This window comes from Bifidobacterium callimiconis, assembly GCF_003952005.1.
GTDB classification, from domain to species: Bacteria; Actinomycetota; Actinomycetes; order Actinomycetales; family Bifidobacteriaceae; genus Galliscardovia; species Galliscardovia callimiconis.
Genome location: NZ_QXGJ01000018.1, coordinates 1 through 23,929, shown reverse-complemented (window position 1 = coordinate 23,929; position 23,929 = coordinate 1). Strand labels below are relative to the sequence as shown.

18 protein-coding genes and 5 tRNA genes are annotated in these 23,929 nt (G+C 62.0%); 18 read left to right on the top strand and 5 right to left on the bottom strand.

The genetic code is table 11. The annotated features are described in order from the left end of the window. Positions 1-106: 106 nt before the first annotated feature. From D2E23_RS10955 to amrS, 7 genes are all read left to right on the top strand, one after another. Positions 107-1,624, top strand: a complete 1,518-nt coding sequence (locus tag D2E23_RS10955) for a formate--tetrahydrofolate ligase (RefSeq protein WP_126030935.1) — start codon at positions 107-109, stop codon at positions 1,622-1,624. A gap of 315 nt (positions 1,625-1,939) precedes the next feature. Beyond that, positions 1,940-2,013, top strand: a tRNA-Lys gene (locus D2E23_RS10950). A 47-nt stretch (positions 2,014-2,060) separates the two neighbouring features. Then, positions 2,061-2,136 (top strand) — tRNA-Asn (locus D2E23_RS10945). Between the two features lie 249 nt (positions 2,137-2,385). Beyond that, complete coding sequence (locus D2E23_RS10940) at positions 2,386-3,384, top strand: NAD(P)H-dependent glycerol-3-phosphate dehydrogenase (protein WP_126030934.1); 999 nt, start codon at positions 2,386-2,388, stop codon at positions 3,382-3,384. A gap of 66 nt (positions 3,385-3,450) precedes the next feature. Further along, the gene (locus D2E23_RS10935) at positions 3,451-4,587 is read left to right on the top strand and encodes a D-alanine--D-alanine ligase family protein (protein ID WP_126030933.1); all 1,137 of its coding nucleotides are present in this window, start codon (positions 3,451-3,453) and stop codon (positions 4,585-4,587) included. 241 nt (positions 4,588-4,828) lie between these two features. Next, positions 4,829-6,616: an AmmeMemoRadiSam system protein B gene (gene amrB / locus D2E23_RS10930; protein ID WP_126030932.1), complete on the top strand. Its 1,788-nt coding sequence runs from the start codon at positions 4,829-4,831 to the stop codon at positions 6,614-6,616. 6 nt (positions 6,617-6,622) lie between these two features. Continuing rightward, on the top strand, positions 6,623-7,729 hold the full coding sequence (gene amrS, locus D2E23_RS10925; RefSeq protein ID WP_126030931.1) for an AmmeMemoRadiSam system radical SAM enzyme: 1,107 nt from the start codon (positions 6,623-6,625) through the stop codon (positions 7,727-7,729). Between the two features lie 2 nt (positions 7,730-7,731). Here the strand turns inward: amrS and D2E23_RS10920 are convergent, their stop codons facing one another. Both D2E23_RS10920 and D2E23_RS10915 read right to left on the bottom strand, forming a co-directional pair. Continuing rightward, entirely contained in the window at positions 7,732-8,298 is a 567-nt protein-coding gene (locus D2E23_RS10920) for a GNAT family N-acetyltransferase (protein ID WP_126030930.1), read from the bottom strand. 63 nt (positions 8,299-8,361) lie between these two features. Then, entirely contained in the window at positions 8,362-9,153 is a 792-nt protein-coding gene (locus D2E23_RS10915; RefSeq protein ID WP_420829307.1) for a mechanosensitive ion channel family protein, read from the bottom strand. Between the two features lie 549 nt (positions 9,154-9,702). Here D2E23_RS10915 and D2E23_RS10910 point away from each other — a divergent pair. From D2E23_RS10910 to D2E23_RS10890, 5 genes are all read left to right on the top strand, one after another. After that, positions 9,703-11,280: an amidohydrolase gene (locus D2E23_RS10910; protein WP_126030936.1), complete on the top strand. Its 1,578-nt coding sequence runs from the start codon at positions 9,703-9,705 to the stop codon at positions 11,278-11,280. Between the two features lie 183 nt (positions 11,281-11,463). Continuing rightward, positions 11,464-12,006, top strand: a complete 543-nt coding sequence (locus tag D2E23_RS10905) for a nitroreductase family protein (RefSeq protein ID WP_164520799.1) — start codon at positions 11,464-11,466, stop codon at positions 12,004-12,006. Between the two features lie 444 nt (positions 12,007-12,450). Beyond that, a complete protein-coding gene (locus tag D2E23_RS10900; protein WP_126030928.1) occupies positions 12,451-13,017 on the top strand; it encodes an Hsp20/alpha crystallin family protein in 567 nt (188 codons plus the stop codon). 445 nt (positions 13,018-13,462) lie between these two features. Further along, positions 13,463-14,923 (top strand): aspartate ammonia-lyase, encoded by a 1,461-nt coding sequence (locus tag D2E23_RS10895; RefSeq protein ID WP_126030927.1) that lies wholly within the window; start codon positions 13,463-13,465, stop codon positions 14,921-14,923. Between the two features lie 375 nt (positions 14,924-15,298). After that, positions 15,299-16,099 carry a hypothetical protein gene (locus tag D2E23_RS10890; protein ID WP_126030926.1) on the top strand — a complete coding sequence of 267 codons (801 nt, stop codon included), beginning with the start codon at positions 15,299-15,301 and terminating at the stop codon, positions 16,097-16,099. 1 nt (position 16,100) lies between these two features. Here D2E23_RS10890 and D2E23_RS10885 read toward each other — a convergent pair whose 3' ends face one another. Further along, the gene (locus D2E23_RS10885) at positions 16,101-17,330 is read right to left on the bottom strand and encodes a DUF2974 domain-containing protein (RefSeq protein ID WP_126030925.1); all 1,230 of its coding nucleotides are present in this window, start codon (positions 17,328-17,330) and stop codon (positions 16,101-16,103) included. A gap of 414 nt (positions 17,331-17,744) precedes the next feature. On the opposite strand from D2E23_RS10885, the gene D2E23_RS10880 reads away from it, so the two are divergent. Continuing rightward, positions 17,745-17,957: a hypothetical protein gene (locus tag D2E23_RS10880; protein ID WP_126030924.1), complete on the top strand. Its 213-nt coding sequence runs from the start codon at positions 17,745-17,747 to the stop codon at positions 17,955-17,957. Between the two features lie 267 nt (positions 17,958-18,224). On the opposite strand, the gene D2E23_RS10875 is transcribed toward D2E23_RS10880, so the two are convergent. Further along, positions 18,225-19,397 (bottom strand): hypothetical protein, encoded by a 1,173-nt coding sequence (locus D2E23_RS10875; RefSeq protein ID WP_126030923.1) that lies wholly within the window; start codon positions 19,395-19,397, stop codon positions 18,225-18,227. Positions 19,398-19,646: 249 nt separating this feature from the next. Between D2E23_RS10875 and D2E23_RS10870 the strand changes: the two genes are divergently transcribed. Beyond that, positions 19,647-20,855: a helix-turn-helix transcriptional regulator gene (locus tag D2E23_RS10870; RefSeq protein WP_126030922.1), complete on the top strand. Its 1,209-nt coding sequence runs from the start codon at positions 19,647-19,649 to the stop codon at positions 20,853-20,855. A 358-nt stretch (positions 20,856-21,213) separates the two neighbouring features. Here the strand turns inward: D2E23_RS10870 and D2E23_RS10865 are convergent, their stop codons facing one another. After that, positions 21,214-21,735, bottom strand: a complete 522-nt coding sequence (locus tag D2E23_RS10865) for an NAD(P)H-dependent oxidoreductase (protein ID WP_126030921.1) — start codon at positions 21,733-21,735, stop codon at positions 21,214-21,216. Positions 21,736-22,069: 334 nt separating this feature from the next. On the opposite strand from D2E23_RS10865, the gene D2E23_RS10860 reads away from it, so the two are divergent. The 4 genes from D2E23_RS10860 to D2E23_RS10845 all read left to right on the top strand — a co-directional run bounded on the left by D2E23_RS10860 (position 22,070) and on the right by D2E23_RS10845 (position 23,368). Continuing rightward, positions 22,070-22,142 (top strand) — tRNA-Gly (locus D2E23_RS10860). A 6-nt stretch (positions 22,143-22,148) separates the two neighbouring features. Continuing rightward, positions 22,149-22,221, top strand: a tRNA-Val gene (locus D2E23_RS10855). Between the two features lie 39 nt (positions 22,222-22,260). Continuing rightward, positions 22,261-22,333 (top strand) — tRNA-Ala (locus D2E23_RS10850). A gap of 252 nt (positions 22,334-22,585) precedes the next feature. Then, the gene (locus D2E23_RS10845) at positions 22,586-23,368 is read left to right on the top strand and encodes a hypothetical protein (RefSeq protein WP_126030920.1); all 783 of its coding nucleotides are present in this window, start codon (positions 22,586-22,588) and stop codon (positions 23,366-23,368) included. Positions 23,369-23,929 lie beyond the last annotated feature (561 nt).

Genomic DNA, 23,929 nt, shown 5'->3' with positions numbered 1-23,929 from the left:
AACCCCCACCGTGAGACCCCGCCCCTCCCCGCAACAATCGGTGTTGTACCCTTAAAGACATTGCAATCGCAAGCAATCACCAGCAATCAATCGCAAGAGGAGAAACATGGCCATCTTCGATGATTTCGTCAGCCAGTACGGCATCGTGAAGAAGATCGACGCGTTCGGGTACCTCGACTACCTGAAGAACAACCCCGACGCCCCGCGCAAGCACGGCAAGGTGGTGCTGGTCACCGCCGACACCCCGCTCAAGGCCAGCCGCGGCGAGGGCAAGACCACCACCACGATCGCGCTGATCGACGCCCTGCGTAAGCGCGGCATCGATGCCACCGCCGTGCTGCGTCAGCCGAGCATGGGCATCACCGCCGCCGGTTCCAAGGGCGGTGCGTCCGGCGGCGGCAAGGCCTCCCTGACCCACCCGGAGATCATCGACTGGGGTCTGTGCGGCGAGATGGGCGCCATCGAGGCGGCCCAGAACCTGCTCGTCTCCTTCGCCGAGAAGGCCGTGGATGAGGGCAAGCTCGACACCGTGCTCGTGCCGCGCGTCTCCGAGGTGCCGTCCCGTTCCCTGCGTTCCATCGCCGTGGATTACGGCAAGGGTAACGTGGCGGAGAAGATGGTGCTCACGCCCACCTGCGAGCTCATGCAGATCGTCGTGTTCTCCCGTTCCATGGACGAGATCTCCGAGCGCGTGGGCAAGATGATCGCCGGCACGCTCGAGGGCAAGCCGGTCACGTTTGCCGATCTGACCGACATGTGGCGCATTACGAACATTCTGACCGACGCCGTCAAGCCGGCGCTCACCGAGACCGTGAACGGCTCCCCGGTGTACGTGCACGGCGGTCCGTTCGCGAACGTGTCCGTCGGCATTCCGACGCTCGTGTCCGTGGAGATGGCCTGCGCCCGCCACGACGTAGTGATCGTCGAGGCCGGTTACGGTGCCGACGCCGGCGCGCAGAAGTGGCTGGACATCGCCTCCCGCGAGTACGGCGCCCAGTGGCCGTCCGCTGCGCTTGTGGTGACGCGTGCCACCACCTGGCGTGACGATCCCGATCGTCAGTGGCGTTACCCGTTCCACGTGAACCGTCTGGAGAAGCTTGGCATTCCGACGTTCCCGCTGATCAACCTGTGGGAGGGCGAGGACGATCAGGTTCCGGCCCTGCGTGAGACCGCCGCCGAGCTGAACTTCCGCAGCCCGATCATCGGCAACCTGTTCCGTGACGGCGGCGACGGCCTGACCGACCAGCTCGACGACTTCGTCACCGCGCTGGAGTCCTCCGGCGTGCCGGGCGCTCAGGCCAGCCACAAGGGCGAGGACGTGGTCGATACCGTGCGTTGGATCGCCGCGAACGCGTACGGCGTGCCGGCCGAGCGCGTGGTGTTCAAGCCCGGATTCGAGGAGTCGCTGGCCGAGGCCCGCGAGCTCGTGGCCGGCGTTGGCCGTGACCTCAACGACTTCGCCGTGTGCGCGGTGAAGTCCCCGGCCACCATGACCGACGACGACACCGCTCCCGCCGAGGAACGCACCGTGACCCTGAAGAAGGTCGAAGTGCGTGCCGGCTCCGGCGTGGTGCAGGTGAACCTCACCAAGTCCCTCACCACCCCCATGCCCAAGATCGTCTGATCCCATGATTCCGCGACGTGCGCGTAGCGACGCACACGCCCGATGACCAGCCCAGAGGCCGCAACCCACCCGGTTGCGGCCTCTTCGTGTCTCAGCTCCAACCCAATCCACTCCCTCCCCACCCTCCGCGACACGCCGATGCCCCGCCTCTGACCACCCAAAATCCCGTCAAATCCGCCTCCAAACCACCCTCACGCCCAAAATCCCGCTTCTTCAAAATCGTTGCAATTACTTGCGACACGCCGTGACTTGCATCGCGCTGAGATCCGAGTATATTTATCACTCGTTGCAAGGAACACAGACAACAACAGCAACGCCCCTTTAGCTCAGTTGGTTAGAGCAGCGGACTCTTAATCCGCGTGTCCAGGGTTCGAGTCCCTGAGGGGGCACGGAAATAAACCTCATCTTTGGATGAGGTTTTTTCTAACCAACATATTCCTGCGTAGCTCAGTTGGCAGAGCATCCGACTGTTAATCGGACGGTCACTGGTTCAAGCCCAGTCGCAGGAGCCAGCAAGCCTCGGTTTCATCCGAGGCTTTTTTGTTATCCACCCAGATCCAGTTCGTTCCGACTCCCAGATCCGTCAAAACCGCAACGGACATCAACACATCCCCGTGCAAGGCACTGAAAACATGGCGGGAGATCACCGTGGGTCACTAGTATGGTCTGAGTGCATGGGCGGCATCGCGTCGATGCGATTGCCGCAGGAGTCATGGAAGCCCGCAGACAGCCGGGCAGCCGATCTCGTAAGGAGCAGACATATGACCAACGTAACGGTATTGGGTTCGGGCGCATGGGGCACCACCTTCGGCCAGGTGCTCGCCGACGCGGGCAACACGGTGACGATGTGGGCCATCGAGCCGGAGATCGTCGCCGACATTCGCGACAACCAGCGCAACTCGTACCGTCTGCCCAGCATCGACCGTCTGCCCGACAACATCACCGCCACCGGCGACCGCGCAGAAGCCGTCAAGAACGCGGAGATCATCGTCGTCGCCATCGCAGCACAGGCCGCCCGCAAGGCCCTCGTCGAATTCAAGGGGCTCATCCCGCACGAGGCGATCGTCGTCTCCCTCATGAAGGGCATCGAACGCGGCACCGGCAAGCGTATGGACGAGGTCGTGCGCGAAACGCTCGGCCTGCCCGAAAACCGCTTCGTGGCCGTCTCCGGACCGAACCTGAGCAAGGAGATCGCCGCCCGCGAGCCCAGCGCCACCGTGGTCGCCTCCGTGAACCCGTACGCCGCCGCCCGCGTGGCACAGGCCTGCTCCACCCACTACTTCCACCCGTTCACCTCCACCGACGTGATCGGTCTCGAACTGTGCGGCTCCCTAAAGAACGTGGTCGCGCTCGCCGTGGGCATGGCCCGTGGCGCCGGTTACGGCGAGAATACCGCCGCCATGATCGAGACCCGCGGCCTCGCCGAACTCACCGCGCTCGGCAAGGCGTGCGGCGCCGACCCGAAGACCTTCTCCGGTCTGGCCGGCGTGGGCGATCTCATCGCCACCTGCGGATCCCCGCTGTCCCGCAACTACACGTTCGGCTCGAACCTGGGCAAGGGCATGAGCGTCGAGGAGGCCACCGCAGCCAGTGACGGCGTGGCCGAAGGCGTGCCCACCACCGCGGTGGTCGTCGAGCTCGGCGACCGTTACGGCGTGCCCACCCCGCTCGCCGCCGCCATGGCCCACGTGCTCGAGAACGGCATCTCCTGCGCGCAGATGCTCGCCGAACTGTTCGGCACCGAAATCACCGGCGAGTAAGACCCCGCCGCGGAGTACGCTAGCTACCGTTATCGACGGTCCGAGTTTCGGAGGATAAAAGGGACTATGAGTAAGAAGCGCATCGTTGTGCTGTACGGCGGCAAGGCCGACGAACATCCGATTTCCTGCATTTCCGCGGCGAGCGTGCTCAACGCGATCGATACCGAGCGTTTCGAGCCGATTCCGGTGGGCATCACCAAGGACGGCTCCTGGATCGTCGACGGCGAGGACCCGCGCGGCTGGAACCTCAGCAACGGCACGCTGCCCGAGGTCAAGGCCGTGGAGGGCTCCCGCGAGGTCGTGCTCGACATCGCCCTCGGTCAGGACGGCTTCTTCGCCAAGACCGGCGATTCTCTGGAATCCTTCGGCCACGTGGACGCCGTATTCCCCGTGCTGCATGGACCGTTCGGCGAGGACGGCACCGTTCAGGGCCTGCTCGAGATGATGAACGTGCCGTACGTCGGCTGTGGCGTGCTCGCGTCCGCCGCCTGCATGGACAAGCACTACACCAAGGTGCTGCTTGCCGCAGCCGGCATTCCCGTGGCTCCCGGCATCACGCTCGACGCCCGCTCCTACGACAAGGCTTCCGAGTTCGCCGCCAACGGTGCGGACATCCTCGCCCAGGTGCAGGCCGCTGGTCTGCAGTACCCGCTGTTCGTCAAGCCGTCCCGCGCCGGCTCCAGCTTCGGTGTGACCAAGGTGGAGCATGAGGACGACGCCGCCGAACTGGCCGCTGCCGTGTTCGAAGCCTCCAAGCACGACTGGCGTGTGCTGGTCGAGCAGGGCATCGACGGTCGTGAAATTGAGTGCGCCGTGCTGGCTCCCAAGGCCGGCGAGCAGCCGCGCGTGAGCTGGCCTGGAGAGATCGTGCTCGACTCCCGCGCCACCGACGAGGACTCCTTCTACGACTTCGACAGCAAGTACATGGATTCCAGTGCCTCCCACGTGGAAGTGCCGGCCAACCTGCCCAAGGAGACGCTCGAACGCGTGCGCCAGACCGCCGCCAAGGCGTTCGTGGCCGTGGACGGTATGGGCCTGAGCCGCGTCGATTCGTTCGTGACCCCGGACGGCGGCGTGATGGTCAACGAGATCAACACCATGCCCGGCTTCACCTCCATCTCCATGTACCCCAAGGCATGGGAGGCCACCGGCGTGGGCTACTCCGCTCTCATCACCGAACTCATCGAAGGCATCCTCCGCTAGTCTCCATATTTCGGCTCCCCTCCTAGGGAGGCTGGGCCCGTAAAGCAAACGCCAGCGGCGTTTGTAGGGCCCAGGCGAGCCGACAGGCGAGCAGAGATAACGCGACCGCAAGGTCGTCCGTTCTTGCAGGACGAGCTGTCCGCCGTACGGCGGACTGAGGGGAGGGCTCCAACCCCACCGCCTTCGTCCGTCCTTACAATTCCCCGCCACCCGACTACGATGACGTACAGAGGTGGTAATCATGACAAACCCCACTGAACGTATTCGTCGCGCGGCGGTCGCCGGCGCATTCTATCCCGCCGATCCGCGTGAACTGCGTGCGATGATCGACCGTCAGCTCGATCACGCGCGCACGCTGCTCAAGTCTCTTCCCGTCCACGCCCTTCCGCAGGGCGCTCCCAAGGCCGTGATCGTGCCGCATGCCGGCTACGTGTATTCCGGCACCACGGCGGCGCTTGCCTACGCGCTGCTGGAGCGTGGCCGCGGCACGATCAGACGCGCCGTGATCGTCGGTCCCACGCATCGTGTGGCGGTTCGCGGCGTGGCCATGTGCCGCGCCACCGCGTTCGCCACGCCGCTGGGTACGGTGTCGATCGACGTGACGTCCGAAGCTCGAGCACTCGGATTATCCGCGGCTGAAACCGAACCATCCGCTTGGCGCAACGACATGCGTGCGACCGACGACTCGCCCGCGCCAGCACTGCTCGTCAACGAGCCCACGCACGCGCGCGAACACGCCGTGGAGGTGCAGATCCCGTTCCTGCAGACCGTGCTCGGCCCTGACCTACAGATCGTGCCGCTCAACGCCGGTGACGCGAGTCCCGCTGAAGTGGGTGATGTGCTGCGCGCCCTATGGGGCGGTCCGGAGACGGTGATCGTGATCAGCTCCGACCTGTCGCACTATCATCCCAATGAAGTGGCGCGTGCGTTCGATGATCGAACTATCGACCGTATCGTGGCGCTTGACGAACCGATTCACCCGAATTACGCGTGCGGCGCCTATCCCGTCAACGGTCTGCTTGACGTGTGTCGTCGCGGCGTGCATACGGCAGTCGGCCAGTCCGTATCAACGTCCGCGCAGGCACCGTCGTCGCCGTCGTTCAATCTTGATCTGCGTTTCTTAGGCTGCTGCACGTCCGGCGACGACGGCGAGGTGGCGTTGTCCCACGCCCTCCTGAATCCGTCGGATACCGCCGTGCTTGCCCGCCGCCCAGTGCCACTCGATCCGAACGAGCCGGTGGTCGGCTATGCGTCGTTCGCCGTCTGGCAGACCGTGTCCGACACCGGAACCTCGTCGGCATCGCAGTCGTCATCCCATTCGTTGAATCATGTAATAAATTCCGCGACGGCAGGCGCGCACGGTTCCGGCATTGCAAACGACGACGATTCCGCGAGTCGTGCCGATTCCTCGGACCACGCCGATTCCGATAATGCCGGCTCGGGCACCGGTCGTACGGACAATGCCGATCGCGCCCGTACCGCCATCGCGCTCGCCCGACTGTCCCTGCGACGCTACCTCGGCATCGAGGATCCCGACGACGTCGATCCGCAGACCATCGTCGACGAACATGACTGGCTGAGGGAACCCGGCGCCAGCTTCGTCACGCTCACCGAAGGCGGACGTCTGCGCGGATGCATCGGCACGCTGGAGGCGTATCGTCCACTCGGCCGTGACATCGCGGACCATGCCATTGACGCCGCCAGCCGTGACCCGCGATTCCGTCCGATCACCGCATCCGAATACCCGTTGCTCGACGTGGAGGTGTCGGTGCTCGGCAAGCCCGAACCGATGCGTGCCACCAGTCGTGACGAACTGGAATCCGAACTGCGTCCAGGCGAGGACGGCCTGATCATCAACGACGGCCGCGGCCACCGCGCCACGTTCCTGCCGCAGGTATGGGACGATCTGCCCGACCCGCATGATTTCGTCTCCCACCTGCTCGCCAAATCCGGATTGCCATCCACCACCACGTGGACCGGCTCCCGCATCCAATGCCACCGCTACTCCGTCACCGCCTACAAGGAGTGACCGATCATGATCGACCAGACGACCGTTGCATATGATGCGCATGACCAGACCGACGCCGGGCACGACGCTGCGCCGCGCTGGCAGCACGCGTTGCCGGACGGACGCGTGCAGTGCGATCTGTGTCCGCGCGGATGTCGTCTGGCCGACGGGCAGCGCGGATTCTGCTTTGTACGATCGAATCACGGCGGGCGCATCGTATGCGACACGTACGGCCGCAGTTCCGGCTTCGCGATCGATCCGGTGGAGAAGAAGCCGCTCAACCACTTCCTCCCCGGCTCACGCGTGCTGAGCTTCGGCACCGCCGGATGTAACTCCGGCTGCCGGTTCTGCCAGAACTGGGACATCTCCAAGGCGCGCGACTGGGATCGACTGGGTGTGGAGGCGCCGCCCGACAAGATCGCCGACGTGGCCGGCGATTACGGCGTGGAATCCGTGGCGTTCACATACAACGATCCGATCGTGTTCGCCGAGTACGCGATAGACACAGCCCGCGCTTGCCGTGCGCGCGGCATCCACCCGATCGCCGTGACCGCCGGATACATGAGCGCCTGCGCGCGGCCGGAATTCTATGGCGCGATGGACGCGGCGAACATCGATCTCAAGGGCTTCACGGAGGACTTCTACCGCAAGGTCACCGGCACGCACCTGCAGGACGTGCTCGACACGATCGACTACGCGGTCAACGAGGCGCGCACGCCGTCCGGTGATCACGTGTGGGTCGAGCTGACCACGCTGCTCATTCCCGGACTCAACGACGACGATGCGCAGCTGCACGCCGAATGCGCGTGGATCCGTGAGCATTGCGGGCCGGACGTGCCGTTGCATTTCTCCGCATTCCATCCGGCGTGGCGCATGCTCGACGTGCCGCCGACGCCGCCGGAGACGCTGACCCGCGCCCGCCGCATCGCGATGGGGGAGGGGCTGCGATACGTGTACACCGGCAATGTGCACGACATCGAAGGCGACACCACACTGTGTCCGAATCCCGAGTGCCGTGCCGCGCTCATACGCCGCGACTGGTATCGCATCCTGGAGAACCGCGTGCGCGTCGACGCCGACGGCATCGGCCGCTGCCCCGACTGCAACACGCCCATCGCCGGCCTCTGGCAGTAGCCCTACAGAATCGTCTCCATGCCCACCTTCTGCGGCTTGAGCCCGCAGTGCTCGTAGAACGCCATCGCACTCGGATTGCAGCTCCACACGTTGAGCGTCACGTTGTAGCAGCCCTGCTCGCGCGCGAAATCAAGCACGTGACGATACAGTGCGCTGCCCACATGCTTGCCACGCGCGTTCTCGTCCACGCATAGATCGTCGATGTACAGCGTAGTGATGTCAGTGAGCACATGACTGCCCGGATGGCGCTGGAACACGCAGAACGCATAGCCGATCACACGACCGGATCTGTCGGACGATCCGTCGGTCGGCTCGCCAATCGTCCCGCCAATCGTTCTGTCACTCGCCGCATCCTCGTGCGTACCGTCCCCGGCATCCGCATCATCTTCATACACGAAGATCGGCCGTTCGTCATCCGCGATGATCTCGGTCAGTTCATCGTCCGAGTACTTCTTCGCATTCGGTTTGAACAGATCCGGTCGGCCTTCGTGATGCACGGCCGCCACCTGAAACAGCAGCCGATCCAGATCCGGAATATCCGCGATCACGGCCCTGCGAATCCTACCCATATGTCCTCCTTTTGCCGTCTCCACTACGGTTTTCGGCATCAGTACCGATGCCTTCGCACTGTTCTACTCCTCAGGCGCCGCGTTCTGCACCAGGAACCCTTCGCCCGCGAGCGCCCGCGTGGCACGGTCCTGCATGGTCGACAGCAGCACGTCGGGCTTGGTGAACAGCAGCACCTTGCCTTCGATGCCGTACGGAGTAAAACCGTTGAACTTTACGATGGGCGGGTTTCCGGGTAGTGCGATGTCGCCGGTGGCGGCCTCGACGGCGTCCACGATGCGCTGCGCCATGGCGTTGGTGTCCACACCCTCCTCGCCGCGTGCGGTGAACGCGATCGTGGTCATGCCTTCGGTGGATTCGGTCATCTTTTCGAGTGCGGCCGTGTTGAGTACGGAGTTGGGGATCCACATGGTGTTGCCGGTACGTTCCTTGACCACGGTGTGTCGCCAGGTCACGTCCTCCACGAGTCCGGTGATGCCGTTGATGGTGACCAGATCGCCGGGCTGCACGACCTTGCTGAGCATGAGGCCGAATCCGCCGATCACGTTAGCGATGGTGTCCTTGAGGCCGAAGGAGATGGCGATACCGCCGACGCCCAGCGCGGTCATCAGCGTGGTGGGGTTGATGCCGAATACGGGTTGCAGTACGAAGCTGGCCGCAGCCACCCAGATGACCACGCGTACGATGTTCACGAAGATCGATGCGCTGGGGATTTCGGTCTTGTCGAGTGCGATGCGCATGGCTTTGGATATCGCCTTGTCCGCCACGGTCGCGACGATCAGTACGATGACGAGCAGGAAGATCTTTCCTGAGTTCGCCCGTAGCCAGATCATGGGATCGTCGATCAGTTCCTGCACTGTGCCTCCTGTGTCGTTGTCGCCGTGCCTGCGCCGGATGCCCAGGCGTCGCGTATCCCTAGTGTGATCACACTACGATCGCATCAGATTGCCATGCTTTCCAGGATGTTCCGAGAATTCGTTAGTGTGATCACACTCAGTGATTGATGATCGTTACCCATCGTACGGATAGAATCTGTGCGCCTCGTGAAGACACCTTTCTTCCCCCTTCCTTCCCCTTAGGCTGAGCCGTAAAGGAAACAGCCCAGTGGGCTGTTTCTAGGCGAAGGCGCGTCGATAGACGTGCAGGATGAACGCCAGATTTATTTTTCCTTCCCCTTAGGCTGAGCCGTGAAGGAAATAGTCCAGTGGACTGTTTCTAGGCGAAGGCGCGTCGGTAGACGCGCAGGATGAGATGTCGACCGTAGGTCGTCCATTCTTGCAGAAGGTGGCCGCCGAAGGCGGACGGATGAGGTGATTCCGCCGACGCGCCGTATTCGTGCCCCTCCCATATCTGCATACCGGCCACTTCCGCCCACATTCCCCGTAATGCGTGCCATCATGATGACCATGACCACGCTCAGCAATCCCGGCACGCCGTCGAATCAGTCGAATCCGAACTCCACTCCCGTCATCCGTATCGACAACGCCCGTCTCGTCGAGAACGATCGACCCGTAACCGTGACCGTCGCGAACAACGTCGTCGCCGCCGTCACACCGGCCGACGATCGGACCGGTCGCGCCAATCACCCCGATCTTCCCGTTCCCGATGAAATCGTCGACGCCGACGGTCGCTGGATCATCCCCGGACTGTGGGACGGCCACACGCATTTCACGCAATGGTCGGCCACGTTCGGCCGTCTCGATCTGCTGGCCGCTACGAGCGCGAGCGAGGCGATGGCCATGCTGCGCGATTATCTCGATACCCGTCGCAGGTCCCCGGAGGGCTTGAATTCCAACGCGTTCGTGGTCGGCATGCGGTTCCGTCATTCGCTGTGGTCGGATTCCGAACAGCCTACGCTTGCCGCCATCGACGCGGTCTCCGGCGACCAGCCCGTAGCCCTGTCCAGCGCCGACATGCACTGCGGGTGGGTGAATTCCGCCGCCGCGCGCAAGCTTGGCGTGCATGTGGGGGAGAGCGGTCTGGTCGGCGAGCTCGAATGGTTCGACGCCTACTGCCGTCTTGACGATGCGAACGGCGCCGAACAGCTGCGTCTGATCCGCGCAGCCGAACGCGACGCCGCCGGCAAGGGCGTCGTCGGCATCTGCGACTACGAAATGGCCGACACGATCGGCCAGTGGACGGCACGATTCGCTGTCGGACTTGACCTGCTGCGCGTACGCGCCGGCATCTACCCGGAGCGTATCGAACAGGCCGTGGCTGACGGCTGGCGCGGCGGAGCGGAAATTCCCGGCAGCCACGGTCTGGCGCACGCCACCACGTTGAAACTCATCTCCGACGGCTCGCTGAACACGCGATCCGCCTACTGCAGCCAGCCGTATTCGAACATCATGCCCGAAACGCACGGCGTGCTCAGCTACAGTCCCGAACAGATCGAGCATTACATGACCGTTGCAAAGGACAACGGTTTCGACGTGGCGTGCCATGCGATCGGCGATGCCGCCAATGCCGTGGTCCTCGACGCGTTCGCCAGTACGGGAGCGCGCGGCGCCATCGAACACGCGCAGCAGCTGCGGCCGGATGACGTCAAACGATTCGTCGAGCTCGGATTGACGGCGAGCGTGCAGCCGCAACATGCCGTCGACGACCGCGACGTCGTGTCCCGATACTGGGCGGGCATGGACGCCATCCCGTTCCCGTACCGCACGCTGCACGACGCCGGCGTGCCGCTGCGCTTCGGCTCCGACGCGCCCGTCGCCGTACTCGACCCGTGGGTGGCCATGGCCGCCGCCGTATACCGCACCGACAATGATCGCGACGCCTACCAGCCCGAACAGCGGCTTGACGCACGTACCGCGCTCGCCTCGTCCACGTTCGGCCACGGCATCGCCCCGCAGGCGGGCGCCCCCGCCGATCTGGTTCTCCTCGACCGCAACCCCCTCGCCGCGGATTCCGCCGCCACACTTCGTTCCACGCCCGTCGCCGCCACCATGTGCGCCTCCCGCTGGACCCACCTCACCCTCTAGTGCAACTCCGGCTCCCCTCCCCACCGGAGGGGAGCTGTCTGCGAAGCAGACTGAGGGGAGGGCCAGCCGTCCAATCACACCCAAATCACCCTCCGTCAACCCTCCCTAAAAATCCCGCCCACCCCTTCTACAATGGAACACAGGCGACGATGCTGTCGCAGGACTGTCCCGTCAAGGAGGCAAATGATGAACATCATGCAGACGATCCACACACGCAAGACCTGTCGCGAATTCACCGACGAACCGGTGAGCCGCGAACAAATCCAGACCATTCTCGAAGCCGCCAACGCAGCCCCGATCGGCATGCACGACTACGAGGCTGTCGAATTCTCCGTCATCACCGACCGCAGCGTCATCGACAAGATCGACGCGCTCGCCGGCCCCAACGCCGGTCGCATGGGCACCGGCCCCACCTACAAGGCCCCGGTGCTGATCCTCATCTCCGGCGAGGAGAGCGGCCTCGAGCGCGGCACCGCCTACTGCAACGCGGCCGGCATCATCGAGAATATGGCGCTCGCCGCCACTGATCTGGGTCTGGGCAGCGGCTACATCCTGGGCGTGGTCAAGGCCCTGCAGTCGCATCCCGAACTGTTCGCCGAACTCGGCGTGGACGAGGGCTACATCCCCGTCTCCGCCATGACGCTCGGACACGCCGCCGACCCCGCCATCGTCACCGAGCAGCGCGAGCCCACCGTCAGCAATTTCATCACCCATTTCGTCGAGTAATCACCGATTTTGTCGAGTGACTGACGGCCGTCGGGTTCGGTCAGCGACCGCCGGTCAGCTCGCCCGATCTGCCAGATTCCCCCGATTCCTATCTACGGCCTCCTCCGAGTACGTTTCGTTCCGTACGCACAACGCAACGTATCCGAAGGAGGCCGTTCGCGTACGTTCTGGTCGTTGCCGATGGCGGATCGTACTCGAACCGGCGTATTCGGTTACGTTTGGTCATCGATCCGTAGTGGGTCGATTTATAAAACTTGAGCCGATGTGACTCAACTTTTTCACCGTGAGTAAACATTGCTTGCATCCAAGACAAACCCGCCTATACCAGAAGATGCAAGGCAAAAGGTGGGAGCCCGGGAAGGGTTCCGGAAACGGCCAACGAAAACAGTCCATGTGGACTGAAGCCAAAGCCGCTTTTCCTCCGTGATGTTAGGAGTACCGATTATGGCAATGTTTCCGGCTCTGATGAATGACATGATGTTCTCCGATCTGTTCGATGATCCGTTCTTCGCTTCGTGGCGCGGCGATCGCAACGCTCGTCCGTCCGGCTCCGACATGACGCCGATGGGTGGCATGAACGGCATGATGACGACGAACATGATGAACACCGATGTGCGCGACATGGGCGATTCCTACAAGGTGGACATCGACATGCCCGGCTTCACCAAGGACCAGATCAACGTCGAACTGAAGGACGGCTACCTGACCGTGTCCGCCCACAACGGCTGCGATTCCGGTAACTGCGCCAACGATTCCAACGCTAACGGTGGTGACGCCAAGTCCGAGCACGCCGATTCCGAGACCTGCCAGTCCCAGAACGCCGACGAAGGCAAGTGGCTGCGTCGCGAGCGCTACTACGGTTCCTGCTCTCGTAGCTTCTACGTGGGCGAGGATATGAAGGAATCCGACATCCACGCCAAGTTCGAGAACGGCACGCTGACCCTGACCCTGCCGAAGCAGGACGCCCAGCCCGCCGTTGAGCAGAAGCACACCATCGCCATCGAAGGCTGACGGCTGCATCTGATCTCGACATCACAACCGATGCCTTAGGTCATCAGACCTGATCGACTTTGCAAGCGGTCGCCCGTCCTCTTCTCGGCGCGCGGCCGCAGAGCCTCCGGAGTCCGGATTCATTGCACCGGACCCCGGAGGCCTTTTTATTTCCCGTTTCTCCTTCCCCTTAGGCTGAGCCGTAAAGGAAACAGTCCGGTGGACTGTTTCCAGGCGAAGGCGCGCCGGCAGGTGCGCAGGATGAGCTGTCGACCGTAGGTCGTCCATTCTTGCAGAAGGTGTCGCGCAAAGCGTGACGGATGAGGTGCCCCGCGCAACCACCTCCCTACCTTTTCCCCCACCACCCCCATGAATCCGCTAAGAGCGGTAAAGGTGGCGTTTCGCATCCGAAATCGCCATGATGGAAACGATATGCTTTTGCACGCAGTCAAGGATGGAGGACGTCATGGCACGACATGCAACCGGTAGCAAGCACACCACGCACCGCACGGAGGCCACCCGCGTCGAACACGACTGCATCGGCGAACTGCAGGTTCCCGAGCGCGCCTACTGGGGCATCCACACCGAACGCGCCATCCGCAACTTCCCCGTATCCGGCCGCGCCGACGCCGAACATCCGCAGCTCATCCAGGCCTACGCCACCGTGAAGAAAGCATGCGCCTCCGCCAATGAGGAGCTCGGCCTGCTCTCCGGCGTCAAGGCCGGCGCAATCCGTCAGGCGTGCATGGAGATCGAAGGCGGCCGCTTCCTCGACCAGTTCCCGATCGACGTCATGCAGGGCGGCGCCGGCACCTCGCTCAACATGAACATGAACGAGGTCATCGCCAACCGCGCACTCGAACTGTCCGGCCACCATCGCGGCGAATACACGTACATCCATCCCAACGACGACGTCAACAAATCCCAGTCCACGAACGACACATACCCGGCCGCATGCAAGATCGCGCTGATCGACATGCTCGGCCCGCTCGCCCAGTCCGCCAAGAAGCTGTCCCGATCGTTCCACGCGCTCGCCGACCGTCATATCAACGACGTGACGATCGGACGCACGCAGCTGCAGGACGCCGTGCCGATGACGTTCGGTCAGGAGTTCCACGCGTTCGCGAGTTTCCTCAAGTCCGACGTCGCGGCGATCGAGGCTCTGGTGCCTCGCTTGGCCGTGCTCAATCTCGGTGCCACCGCCATCGGTACGGGCATCTGCGCCGATCTTCGTTTTCGCGAGTCCGCCACCCGTCATCTTGCGCAGGTGACCGGTTTGCCGATCACCGCCGCGCCCGATCCGGTGGCCGCGGTGACCGATATGAGCGTATACGTGTCGGTGAGTGCGGCGTTGAAGAACCTTGCCGTCCATCTGAAGAAGGCCGCCGATGATCTGCGTCTGCTCAACTCCGGCCCGCACGCCGGTCTTAACGAGCTGACCGTGCCTGCGCGCCAGGCCGGTTCGAGCATCATGCCCGGTAAGGTGAACCCGGTGATTCCCGAGTGTGTGGATCAGTGTTGTTTTGTGATCTTCGGTATGGACACGACCGTGAACTGGGCGGCTGGCGAGGGCCAGCTGCAGCTTAACGCGTTCGATCCGGTGATCATTCATTCGCTGCTCGACGGCATCTCCCTGCTCACCCGTGCGATGGGCATGTTCCGACGCCGTTGCGTGGACGACATCACGGTGAATGTGACCGTTGGCCGTCGTCACGCCGAGTCGTCGCCGTCGATCGCCGCCTCGTTGAATGCCGACATCGGCTACGAGCATGCGGTGGACATCGCCAAGGAAGCGTCGGAATCCGGCCGCACCGTCCGCGACATCGCCGCCGAACGCACCGACCTGCCCGCCGACCGCCTTGACGCCCTGCTCGACCCGATCACCCTCTCCCGAGGCCTAGGCCAAACCTGCCGCGAACAGCACTAGGGAATCCGGCTCCCCTCTCTGAGGCTGAGTCCGTGAAGAAAACGCCGGGGGCGTTTTTAGGACTCAGGCGAGCCGACAGGCGAGCAAATGTATGCGGGCCGGTACGGCCTCCGTTATTGCAGGACGAGCTGTCTGCGAAGCAGACTGAGGGGAGTCTCACAGCCCCATCCCCACATACCGTTCAACGTCCGAAAATCAGCCCCTCCCGCACCTTGCCCCCCCTCCCCCCGAGAATTCGGAGTAAGCTGAAGTCATAGTTCTCCTGCCATCACGGCAGCCGGTTGTTCCTCCTTGAATCCATCCCGATATCTTCGCAATGACGCGGACCGTCAATAACGCGCAACAACGCGTAAAACGCAGTAAAGGGGCACTGCAATGTCACGCCTATCATCATCGATTCGCGCCGCGATCGGACTGGCCGCAGCGATCATGCTCATGATGCCGCTCGCCGGATGCGGCAATTCCGGAGCAGGATCGGCTGCGTCGCCCGCTTCGTCTGCCGGCGAATCCTCACAATCCACAACGAGCTCCCAACAGGGAGTCGCTGCCAAATCCACCAACGTCGCCTGGGAACACCTCAACGGCACAGACCTGCAGACCGCGTACATGTCGTACACGGAGGACGCCACGCTGGGCGCCCACGCCAGACAACTGCTGGAGGAATCCGTAACGTCGACACCGAATATCGACAAGGCCTATGTCGACTCCGTGACCACCGACGGCAACATCACCGCCGATGAGATGAACGCCGCCGAGCAGCGCGCCGTCGACTGTTTCGCCGGCCACGGCATGACCGCGAACAGGGACTACTGGTTCGGCTTGGATGGAGGACTGGTCACCGATCCGCACGGCACCGTCGCCGATGACAATGCAGTCAGCGACGAATGCATGTACGGCAACGGATACGAAGCGCTGCGGACCTCCTATCTGGATGCCGTGCGCAATCCCGATGGCGTGGATCTGGACCCGTACCGACTTCAGTGCTACAAGGACTACAAGCTTGTCGATCAGGACTATTCATACGAGCAATACCAGCGCGATCAGGATTCCGGACAGTCCCGCCTGAACTCCGTGGACCCCGCCACGCCCGCCTATCGCGACTACGTCGAATGCCTCACCGACCCCCTGCACACCATGACCAGCGATATGACCGGCGTCCCATCCTCCGCGAATTAACCTACTTCCCGCGCGCCAACGAGGTCTTGAGCAACAGGTTGAACACGTAGCGCAGATTGCGCCGGTCCTCGTCCGACAGTCCCACGTACGAGTTGATGATGTCCGGTATCGCGCGGGGCATGGTCTTCATCATGCCGGACAGACTGTCGGACCCGCTCGCGCCGAGCAGCGAGAACAGCGCATCCACCGCGTGCTCGCGCTGCTCCACGGTGAGCCCGGACAGCCACGCGTTGAGCTGCGTGTTGAAGTACTGCGAACTCGACGACACATGCGGCAGCCGCTCGAACTCCCACCGGTCGTTGAGCTGCCACGAGTACGTCAGATGCTGCATGATGCCCTTCTGATCTGAGACCACCACCGTGCACGGCTCCGGCGTCTCGAGAATCATGCCGACGATCGACGAATCCGGTACGATCTTCTCCACCTTGGGCGTCACCGCCGCGTATTCGGCACTGTTCACCACGTCGGACGGGAAGCCCGGCCCGTCGAGCGAGTATGCGCGTGTGATGCGTTTGCGGATCTTCTCGTCCGCATTCATTGCCGCGTATACCGCCACGTTGCCGCCCTTGGAGTGGCCGGTGAGGATCAGCGGATGTTCCTGCCCAAATTTCTGTCCGTTCCCTTGGCCGAAGATCCGGCTCATCATGTGCCCGAATCCGCGTCGCCACAGTCCGGCGATGGCGGTCGTGTATTTCATGGCGGACTCCTGCGCCGGCACCGGGTATTGGAACGACATGTTGAAGTCTTCCTTCCACCCGGCGAACGAGTCGTCGGTGCCGCGGAACGCCACCACGATCGTGCCGGCCCTGTCCGGCAGCAGCATGGTTTCGGCGGCGAACTGTGTCTGCTCCGCCTCGCTGAACCGTTCCTCGTACGCGCCCACACGGATATCGCCGAACCGCGGACTGTCCACCAGCGCCTCGAACAGCTGCTCGTCGAGTTCCGGATCGCCCAGTCCGGTGTGCCCCTCGCGAATGGTGAATTCGCCGTCCGGCTTGGTGAGTTCGACGGCGACCTCGCTCAGCGTGGGCCCTTCGAACGGTACGCGCCAGAACGCTTTCAGTCGTTTCCAGAACGTGCCGTATCGTTCCGTCTGCTCGCTGAGACGCGGCGCGGACGGTGGAAGCTTCTGATAAGCGACGGAGGCGAGTACCAGCGCGTCCACGTCGCCGAACGGACGCTCGTCGAATCCACGCGTCTCCTCGCGCACGTAGTCAATGATGTTCCCCATCGCCACTTCCGTTCCGTGTTGCGCACGTAGTATTCAGCGCTGCGCATGTATCGCCGCCGTCCCTACTCTAGCTCGAGACCGGCGGGTCGGAATCGCACACATGATGACCGATCGTCGGGTTATGGATGTCGAATGACCATCTGATTCACGTCGGTGATCCGTATGACATATCAGTGATATGTCGTTTGTCGTATTCCCGGTTTTCCTTGATTTTTGCAGGATCGACACGCGTTCAGGATTCGTTCAGGTGACAATGCGTCGTTGCCCGGACGATCATGACCTCGTCTTGAGTTCCGCCGAAGTCGTTCCCATGGATGATCCGGTGTAATGAAATCACTCGCCGAGAAAGGCCGAACATGAACGCCGACGATATCGACGAGGACAGCATTATTCATCCATATCGAAAGGATCATCATGACCACGATTCAGAAGACCGACGCCGATTTCCTGCCCACCTGGCACGGCACCATCGCACAGCAGGGACGTGAACTCTCCCTGCGCCACATCGCCGCCTCCGTGGCCTACGTCCCCAGTGCCAACCACGGTCCGGCCACGCGGACTCGGACTCGGGCCCGCGTCGGCGCTCGCCGCCATCTTCCCCAATCCGCCGATAGCTCGCTGAGTTAACCCACGCTCCGTGATCGACGCCCAGACCGCATCGTGCTCCACCCAAAGGCGGAAAGCCATTGCAAAGCCAGCCTGCATAGCTGTGGCTCCTCTCCTCACCGGAGGGGAGCCGTCGGCGAAGCCGACTAGGTCTACATGGTTCCAGCTCCCCTCCTCACTGGAGGGGAGCTGTCGGCGAAGCCGACTGAGGGGAGGAGCCTCAACTCCTCCAACCCTCAGACATCCCTAGTCAGAGTCAAGGCGCTCCTCCTCAATCCATCCTCGCCCCTACAGCTCCTCCGGCCTCACGCCCTCATCGATCACCCGATGCAGCTTCCTCTCCAGCTCCGCCGCCTTGGCCTTCGCCTTCGGCACATCCAGCGGACGATCTTCGTCGTAGTACTCGATGTACGGGCGGATCCTCTCGCGGAATCCGGCGTCGTCGCACGCCCACAGCACGGTGTCGTCGCCGTCGAACGTGGCCTTGTACTGGATGTACGATCCCGTGGTCACCGGCAGCACGGTATCTGTACGCTCCTCCACGATCGCGAACACGCCGGGCACGCCCTTGGTCGGATCGTCGGTGAGCAGCCCACGCTTGGCCAGCACGCTCTCCGCATAGGAATCCGTGGAGTACTGATACTTGATGGCGCCGGTCTCTCCATCCCACAGCGTCCACAGCTTGGGATTCATGAATCCACGCCTCTCGAATCCGCGCGCGAACTCCGGATCCCACGCAACCGCGCCGTCGTCCGGATTGTAGAAGTTGAACCGCCCCTCCTTGTCGTGCTCCTTATCCCAATGTACTTCCATGAGTTCCATGGAGAAGCCGTCGAACTTCGTGAAGTGTTTCACGTGAAACACACCATGGCCGAGCTCCAGTCCATCCAGCCACTGCTGTAGATCCTCCGCCGTAGTCGCGGGAGTCATGCGCAGATCGTCGTAGCTGCCGCGATAGACCTGCCCGCCGATCTTCTTCAACTCCGCATCCAGATCGGCGTCCGACATCTCGCCGGCAAGCTCATCCAAACTCGGCGCACTTGGATCATGCGCCGAATCACCGCGTTCCCCGTCGGCCTGGTCCTGCTCGAACCGACCAAAACTGGCCGCATGCTCAAGCGCCACATGCTTGATCTCCTCACGCGTGCGCGCCTTCCGCATACCGGGGCACGTCCTGAGATGATCCAACTTCAGACCAAGATTGATGATGTAGTGCCGCAGACAGTACTTCGACGTGTGGTCGTACTTGCAATTCGGATCGTTGCAATACTCCAGAATGTAGCCGTCGCACAGTTCGGTGCAGAACCCGTCATCCCACTGACAGGTGGTGTCGTTGCCGCCGCCATCAAAGAAATCCGGCAGATCCGGATCGTCGAAATCGTTCTGCGGCGTCACCTCGTCCGTATGCAGATCCAGTGCGGTATCGGTGTCCGTCGCGCTCGCTGTCGTGATGTTGGTCATGATTTTCCCGTTCCTTTCTTCCGTTATTGCTTCATCTTCAGGGCCGCTTACAGACGTTCCGTGTGTGGCTCATTATGTGGCTTGGCGCCGCTGCGTCCGTTGCAGCTGTCGCCGTCATGTTCTTTCGCTCCTTCTTCTGCCATTGTCCCACCGACGTCGTTCGCGGCTTGGATGATTTCATTGTCGTCGTGAAATTCAAAGGTGGCGAAATACTGCCGACTCATATGATTCACGCGTACCATCGCAGATATGGCTGCATATTCCAAGAATGCGATCGTCGAGATCTTCGAACTGTTATGGCGCGAGACCGACGATGCCCATGGCCTGACCGCCAACGAGATCGTCGAACGTCTTGAGGAACGTCATCGAGAACAAGGGGACGACGACTACAAGGCTCCGTCCAATCGCACGGTGCGTGAGCAATTGTACTGGCTGAAGGACAATCCGGTCCTCGGCCGCGCGGTGGGCCGTATCGACGCCTCGTCGCTGCCCGAATTGCGCGCCCGTTGCGCCGATCCCCAGCCGGGCTGGTATATGGAACCGTATCTGAGCGCATCCGAAATGCGCCTGCTTGCCGACAGTCTTATGCTGTCCCGGTTGAGCGAGGACGCGTTGGGAGATCTTGAAAACAAGATCGCGGCACTGTCGGGTGGGCGTGAAGGCCGTCCGCGCGAGGCCAGTCATATCGATGCGTTCGAGCATTACAACAGCGATTTTCTCCATACCATCGAGGGGATCGACCGGGCCATTCACGAGGGGAGGGTCGCGCAGTCGCCGGACGAGCCGGCGTCGCAGTTCCCGGATGGCCGTGCGGTACGGTTCCAATACTGCGACTACACGCTCGGCGGTGTGCTGGAGCCGCGCCGGTGGCGTGACGGCAACATCCACTGGTATACGGTCGATCCGTATCGTTTGGTGTACAAGACCGGCCGGTATTATCTGGTCGGCTATCTGCATCACAAGCATCATGCCGACACCGCGCCGCACGACGAGAATCTGATCTGCTTCACCGCCGATCGTATTCGTGAACTGCGGGTGTTGGACCCGGCCAAGACTCCGGTGACGCATACGCTCGATCGATGGCGTGCCGACGGTACGTTACGCGGCGATGACGAGCCTTCGGATCCGAACGATGTGCTTGACCCGGTCGAATATGTGCGTCAGCGTCCGTATTTCATCACGGGCAAGGCGGTACCCATCACAATGGCGGTGAGGCGCGGCATGCTGGGAACGGTGTATGAGTGGTTCGACGCTCCTGACGTCAGTGATTCCGGGCAGCGCGACGATGACGGCAATCCCATGTATAAAGTCGTGGTCCAGTGTCCGGAACTGTCCATGATGTGGTGGACGCTGCAGTATTCGGCAAGCGGCGATGTGACGATTCTCTCCCCGCAGAGTCTGCGTCGATCCCTGTATGAGGCCGGCCAGCGACTCGTCCGCCAATACCGACCCCAATAGCATGTTGATTATCGATTGCGATTATGAGGATCGCCGCCTAATTGCTTACTGCGCGGTCCCTCCCTCAGTCACGCTCCGCGTGCCAGCTCCCTCCCCGGAGGGAGCAAGCGGCATAGGTGATGAGGCTGCCACTTTTGCATGTTCCCGCTTGGGCAGACCGACAAAGTTGAGCAGGAGCTGCCCCCCCCCTATGTGCTCCCTCCGAGGGAGGGAGCTGTCAGCCAACGGCTGACTGAGGGAGGGTTCAGACTCCGGAAGACTCGGATTCCGCGTGATGCCCTTGCCTGAGCCGTTTCTCGCAGAGGGGGGGGGCTCAAACCCCGGGAGGGCTCAAACTCCGCAAAGCCGCGATTTCCTACTACTCCGCGATCGCCTTCACATACTCCTTCGCCGCCTGATCCAGCTCCTCGTCGGTGATCGCCGACGTGTTCTGCACCAGGAACGGCTCACGCCACGTCAGATCCACGCGGAACGCCATGAGCTCGAACGGGCTGAGCAGTTCGCTCATGGTGTGCTTGTACTCGCCGTCCGTCTGGTAGCGCGATGCCGGCGAGCCGGTCGACACGGCCAGCTGCAGCGTCTTGCTGTCGAGCGCATTGCCACCCGCGTACGCCCAGCCCGGCGTCAGAATGGCATCCTCCCACTGCTTGAGCAGTGCGGGAGAGCTGTACCAGTAGAACGGGAACTGCAGCACGATGTGATCGTGCTGTTCGATGAAGGCGTGCTCGGCCTCGACGTCGATCTTGAAATCCGGATACAGCGCATACTCGTCACGCACGTCCACGCCTACCGGGTTCTGCTTGGCGAGTTCGTCGAGCAGACGACGGTTGACCTTGGAAGCTTCGTAATTCGGATGGAATAGCAGTACTGCAGTGGACATGATGACTCCTTAATGCGTCATGGGGGAGCGGATATTGGTGGGATCTACGGTCGACATGCATCGGTATGAGACTCCGACGTTTCATGTGGAACGCCATCGTCTGTCCCGCACGGTGGATGTGCCGGCCTTTCGCCCTCGAAAAGCAGTGTAGTGCCGACTTGGTGTTGACGATCGTTTCCGTCCGGCATGCAAGTCGTGCCCGTTATCGGGGTTCTATTTGACGATGCCGTTTTTCCCATTAATTGTGTAGAAAATGTAACGAGACGCGTCGTGTTGTAGACGTATGTACCGAGGACGGTGTAAGTTCTCTTTTTGTTGCCTTTCAAGGTGACATGCGGACATAGCTTAGTTGGTAAAGCGCGACCTTGCCAAGGTCGAGACCGCGGGTTCGAGTCCCGTTGTCCGCTCGCGTCGGGTGATTGGCGCAGCGGCTAGCGCACTTCCTTCACACGGAAGGGGTCGTAGGTTCGATTCCTACATCACCCACGAGTCGCGGTTCCGATCGCGATTGCAATAACTCAATACGGGGCTATGGCGCAGCTGGTAGCGCATCTCCATGGCATGGAGGGGGTCAGGGGTTCGAATCCCCTTAGCTCCACGGACAAGGTCCGGGTCGAACGACTCGGACCTTTTTTGTTTTCCGCCGACGGCCGGCTCCGTCATCGCAAATATCAAAAGATGCCAAACTGTGGGCCGGACTACGGAGTTATCGGCCAGGACGCTCGGACTGTGCCCGGACTGTACGAATAATGAACGACGAATGAACAGGTGTCGGGAACCTGAAATATCCCCATATCCGCAACGTATGCTGAACGTACCGGACCGATTGACGGGAAGATGGGGAAGCGCGATGGCGGGCAAAAAGGATAAGTCTCTTATCTACTGGAACATGAACTACAAGGGTAAGCTGCGCCGTACATGGGTGATGCTGCCGATTTGCGTCATCGTCGGCGTCATCGCACCCTTCTACACGGCGATGGAATACGGCAGCGTTCTGCTCGGCATTGTCTTCGATGTGGTGCTTGCCGTCACCTGGGTGCTGCAGCTGCTGTACAACATGCGCAAGGCGCGTGAGGAAGAGCAACAGGAACGGCAACAGACAATGACGCCGACGGCTGGCCAGTCCATCAACATGGCTTCCCAAGTGCCGACGGGTGCCGTCCCATTCGCGCCTCAGCCGAACGGCGGAACGTCATGGAGCGGACCGACTCCGTTCGAGCAGGAGACCGGCCGCCTGCAGATGCAGATGGCCTATCTTGCCGAGTCCCTGCCCGACCGTGCCGCCATAGACGACGGCCGGATCCAGACCGTGTATGTGCACGCCATGGTGAAGAACGGTCAATCGAAGTGGGATTGTTTCTACCGGACCGGTAATGCACTCGTCGCGTCCGGCGACATGATGAAGACCATGCCGTCGGATACTCGCCGCAGGTTCTTCGCATCAGGACAGTCGTTGATGGACGAATACCGTAGAGTCTGCGATCGCTATCATGTGGACGCTCCGACCGAGCTGCGTATCACCTTTGATCCGAAGACTCACGAGCTCCATACCGATGTCGAGTATCAGCCGATCGGCGATGACGATCCATTCATGGCCTGGGCCTCTGAAGTGTATAAGGGCTTCCAGTCCTGACCGTCCCCATGTGGGAGCGCATTCGTGCGCGCAATGTTTTTTGATCGTTTCGATCGTTCGGGACGTCTGGACTGTTTGACGACGGCACCGGTTCATCCGGCCTGCCGTCGTCTTGCATAATCGGCCGTATTGTGTCCGTCTTAATCGTTTGCCTGTTGGTACCGCTGCGATCTGGTTGTTGAACCGGGGGTGAACGAGGGTTGTCGGGGTAACGGCGGGGGAATGACGGTTCTTCCGTAGCGGTGTTTCGGGGAAATATTCCTGCCTAGACTAGAGATAGACGTGATTTCATGCTTTTGCGACACGCCGAGCGAAGCTTGTGTTTTCAACGGTTTCGCTCCGTTTTGCTGTGCCCGGGTTGCGGGCCGGTGGGTTCTTGTGTATGTTTATCTCTTGCTGCCCGGCACGGATGGTTCAGGTTGAGGCCTGGGTCGCTTGCCTGTGTGGTGGTGGTTTGAGAACTCAAGAGCGTGTTTTGTACTACTAAGTTTTGATTGCCAGTCCGGCCATGGCTCCTGTTTTTGGAGTGCCTCGAGAGGGGCTGTGATTGTGGTCGGGTTT

Coding starts and splice junctions, on each gene's coding strand:
- D2E23_RS10885 (WP_126030925.1), bottom strand. CDS start 17,330: ATGGGGAACATCATTGACTACGTGCGCGAGGAGACGCGTGGATTCGAC.
- D2E23_RS10955 (WP_126030935.1), top strand. CDS start 107: ATGGCCATCTTCGATGATTTCGTCAGCCAGTACGGCATCGTGAAGAAG.
- D2E23_RS10875 (WP_126030923.1), bottom strand. CDS start 19,397: ATGACCAACATCACGACAGCGAGCGCGACGGACACCGATACCGCACTG.
- D2E23_RS10920 (WP_126030930.1), bottom strand. CDS start 8,298: ATGGGTAGGATTCGCAGGGCCGTGATCGCGGATATTCCGGATCTGGAT.
- D2E23_RS10940 (WP_126030934.1), top strand. CDS start 2,386: ATGACCAACGTAACGGTATTGGGTTCGGGCGCATGGGGCACCACCTTC.
- D2E23_RS10845 (WP_126030920.1), top strand. CDS start 22,586: ATGGCGGGCAAAAAGGATAAGTCTCTTATCTACTGGAACATGAACTAC.
- D2E23_RS10870 (WP_126030922.1), top strand. CDS start 19,647: ATGGCTGCATATTCCAAGAATGCGATCGTCGAGATCTTCGAACTGTTA.
- D2E23_RS10890 (WP_126030926.1), top strand. CDS start 15,299: ATGTCACGCCTATCATCATCGATTCGCGCCGCGATCGGACTGGCCGCA.
- amrS (WP_126030931.1), top strand. CDS start 6,623: ATGATCGACCAGACGACCGTTGCATATGATGCGCATGACCAGACCGAC.
- amrB (WP_126030932.1), top strand. CDS start 4,829: ATGACAAACCCCACTGAACGTATTCGTCGCGCGGCGGTCGCCGGCGCA.
- D2E23_RS10905 (WP_164520799.1), top strand. CDS start 11,464: ATGATGAACATCATGCAGACGATCCACACACGCAAGACCTGTCGCGAA.
- D2E23_RS10910 (WP_126030936.1), top strand. CDS start 9,703: ATGACCACGCTCAGCAATCCCGGCACGCCGTCGAATCAGTCGAATCCG.
- D2E23_RS10900 (WP_126030928.1), top strand. CDS start 12,451: ATGGCAATGTTTCCGGCTCTGATGAATGACATGATGTTCTCCGATCTG.
- D2E23_RS10895 (WP_126030927.1), top strand. CDS start 13,463: ATGGCACGACATGCAACCGGTAGCAAGCACACCACGCACCGCACGGAG.
- D2E23_RS10865 (WP_126030921.1), bottom strand. CDS start 21,735: ATGTCCACTGCAGTACTGCTATTCCATCCGAATTACGAAGCTTCCAAG.
- D2E23_RS10880 (WP_126030924.1), top strand. CDS start 17,745: ATGACCACGATTCAGAAGACCGACGCCGATTTCCTGCCCACCTGGCAC.
- D2E23_RS10935 (WP_126030933.1), top strand. CDS start 3,451: ATGAGTAAGAAGCGCATCGTTGTGCTGTACGGCGGCAAGGCCGACGAA.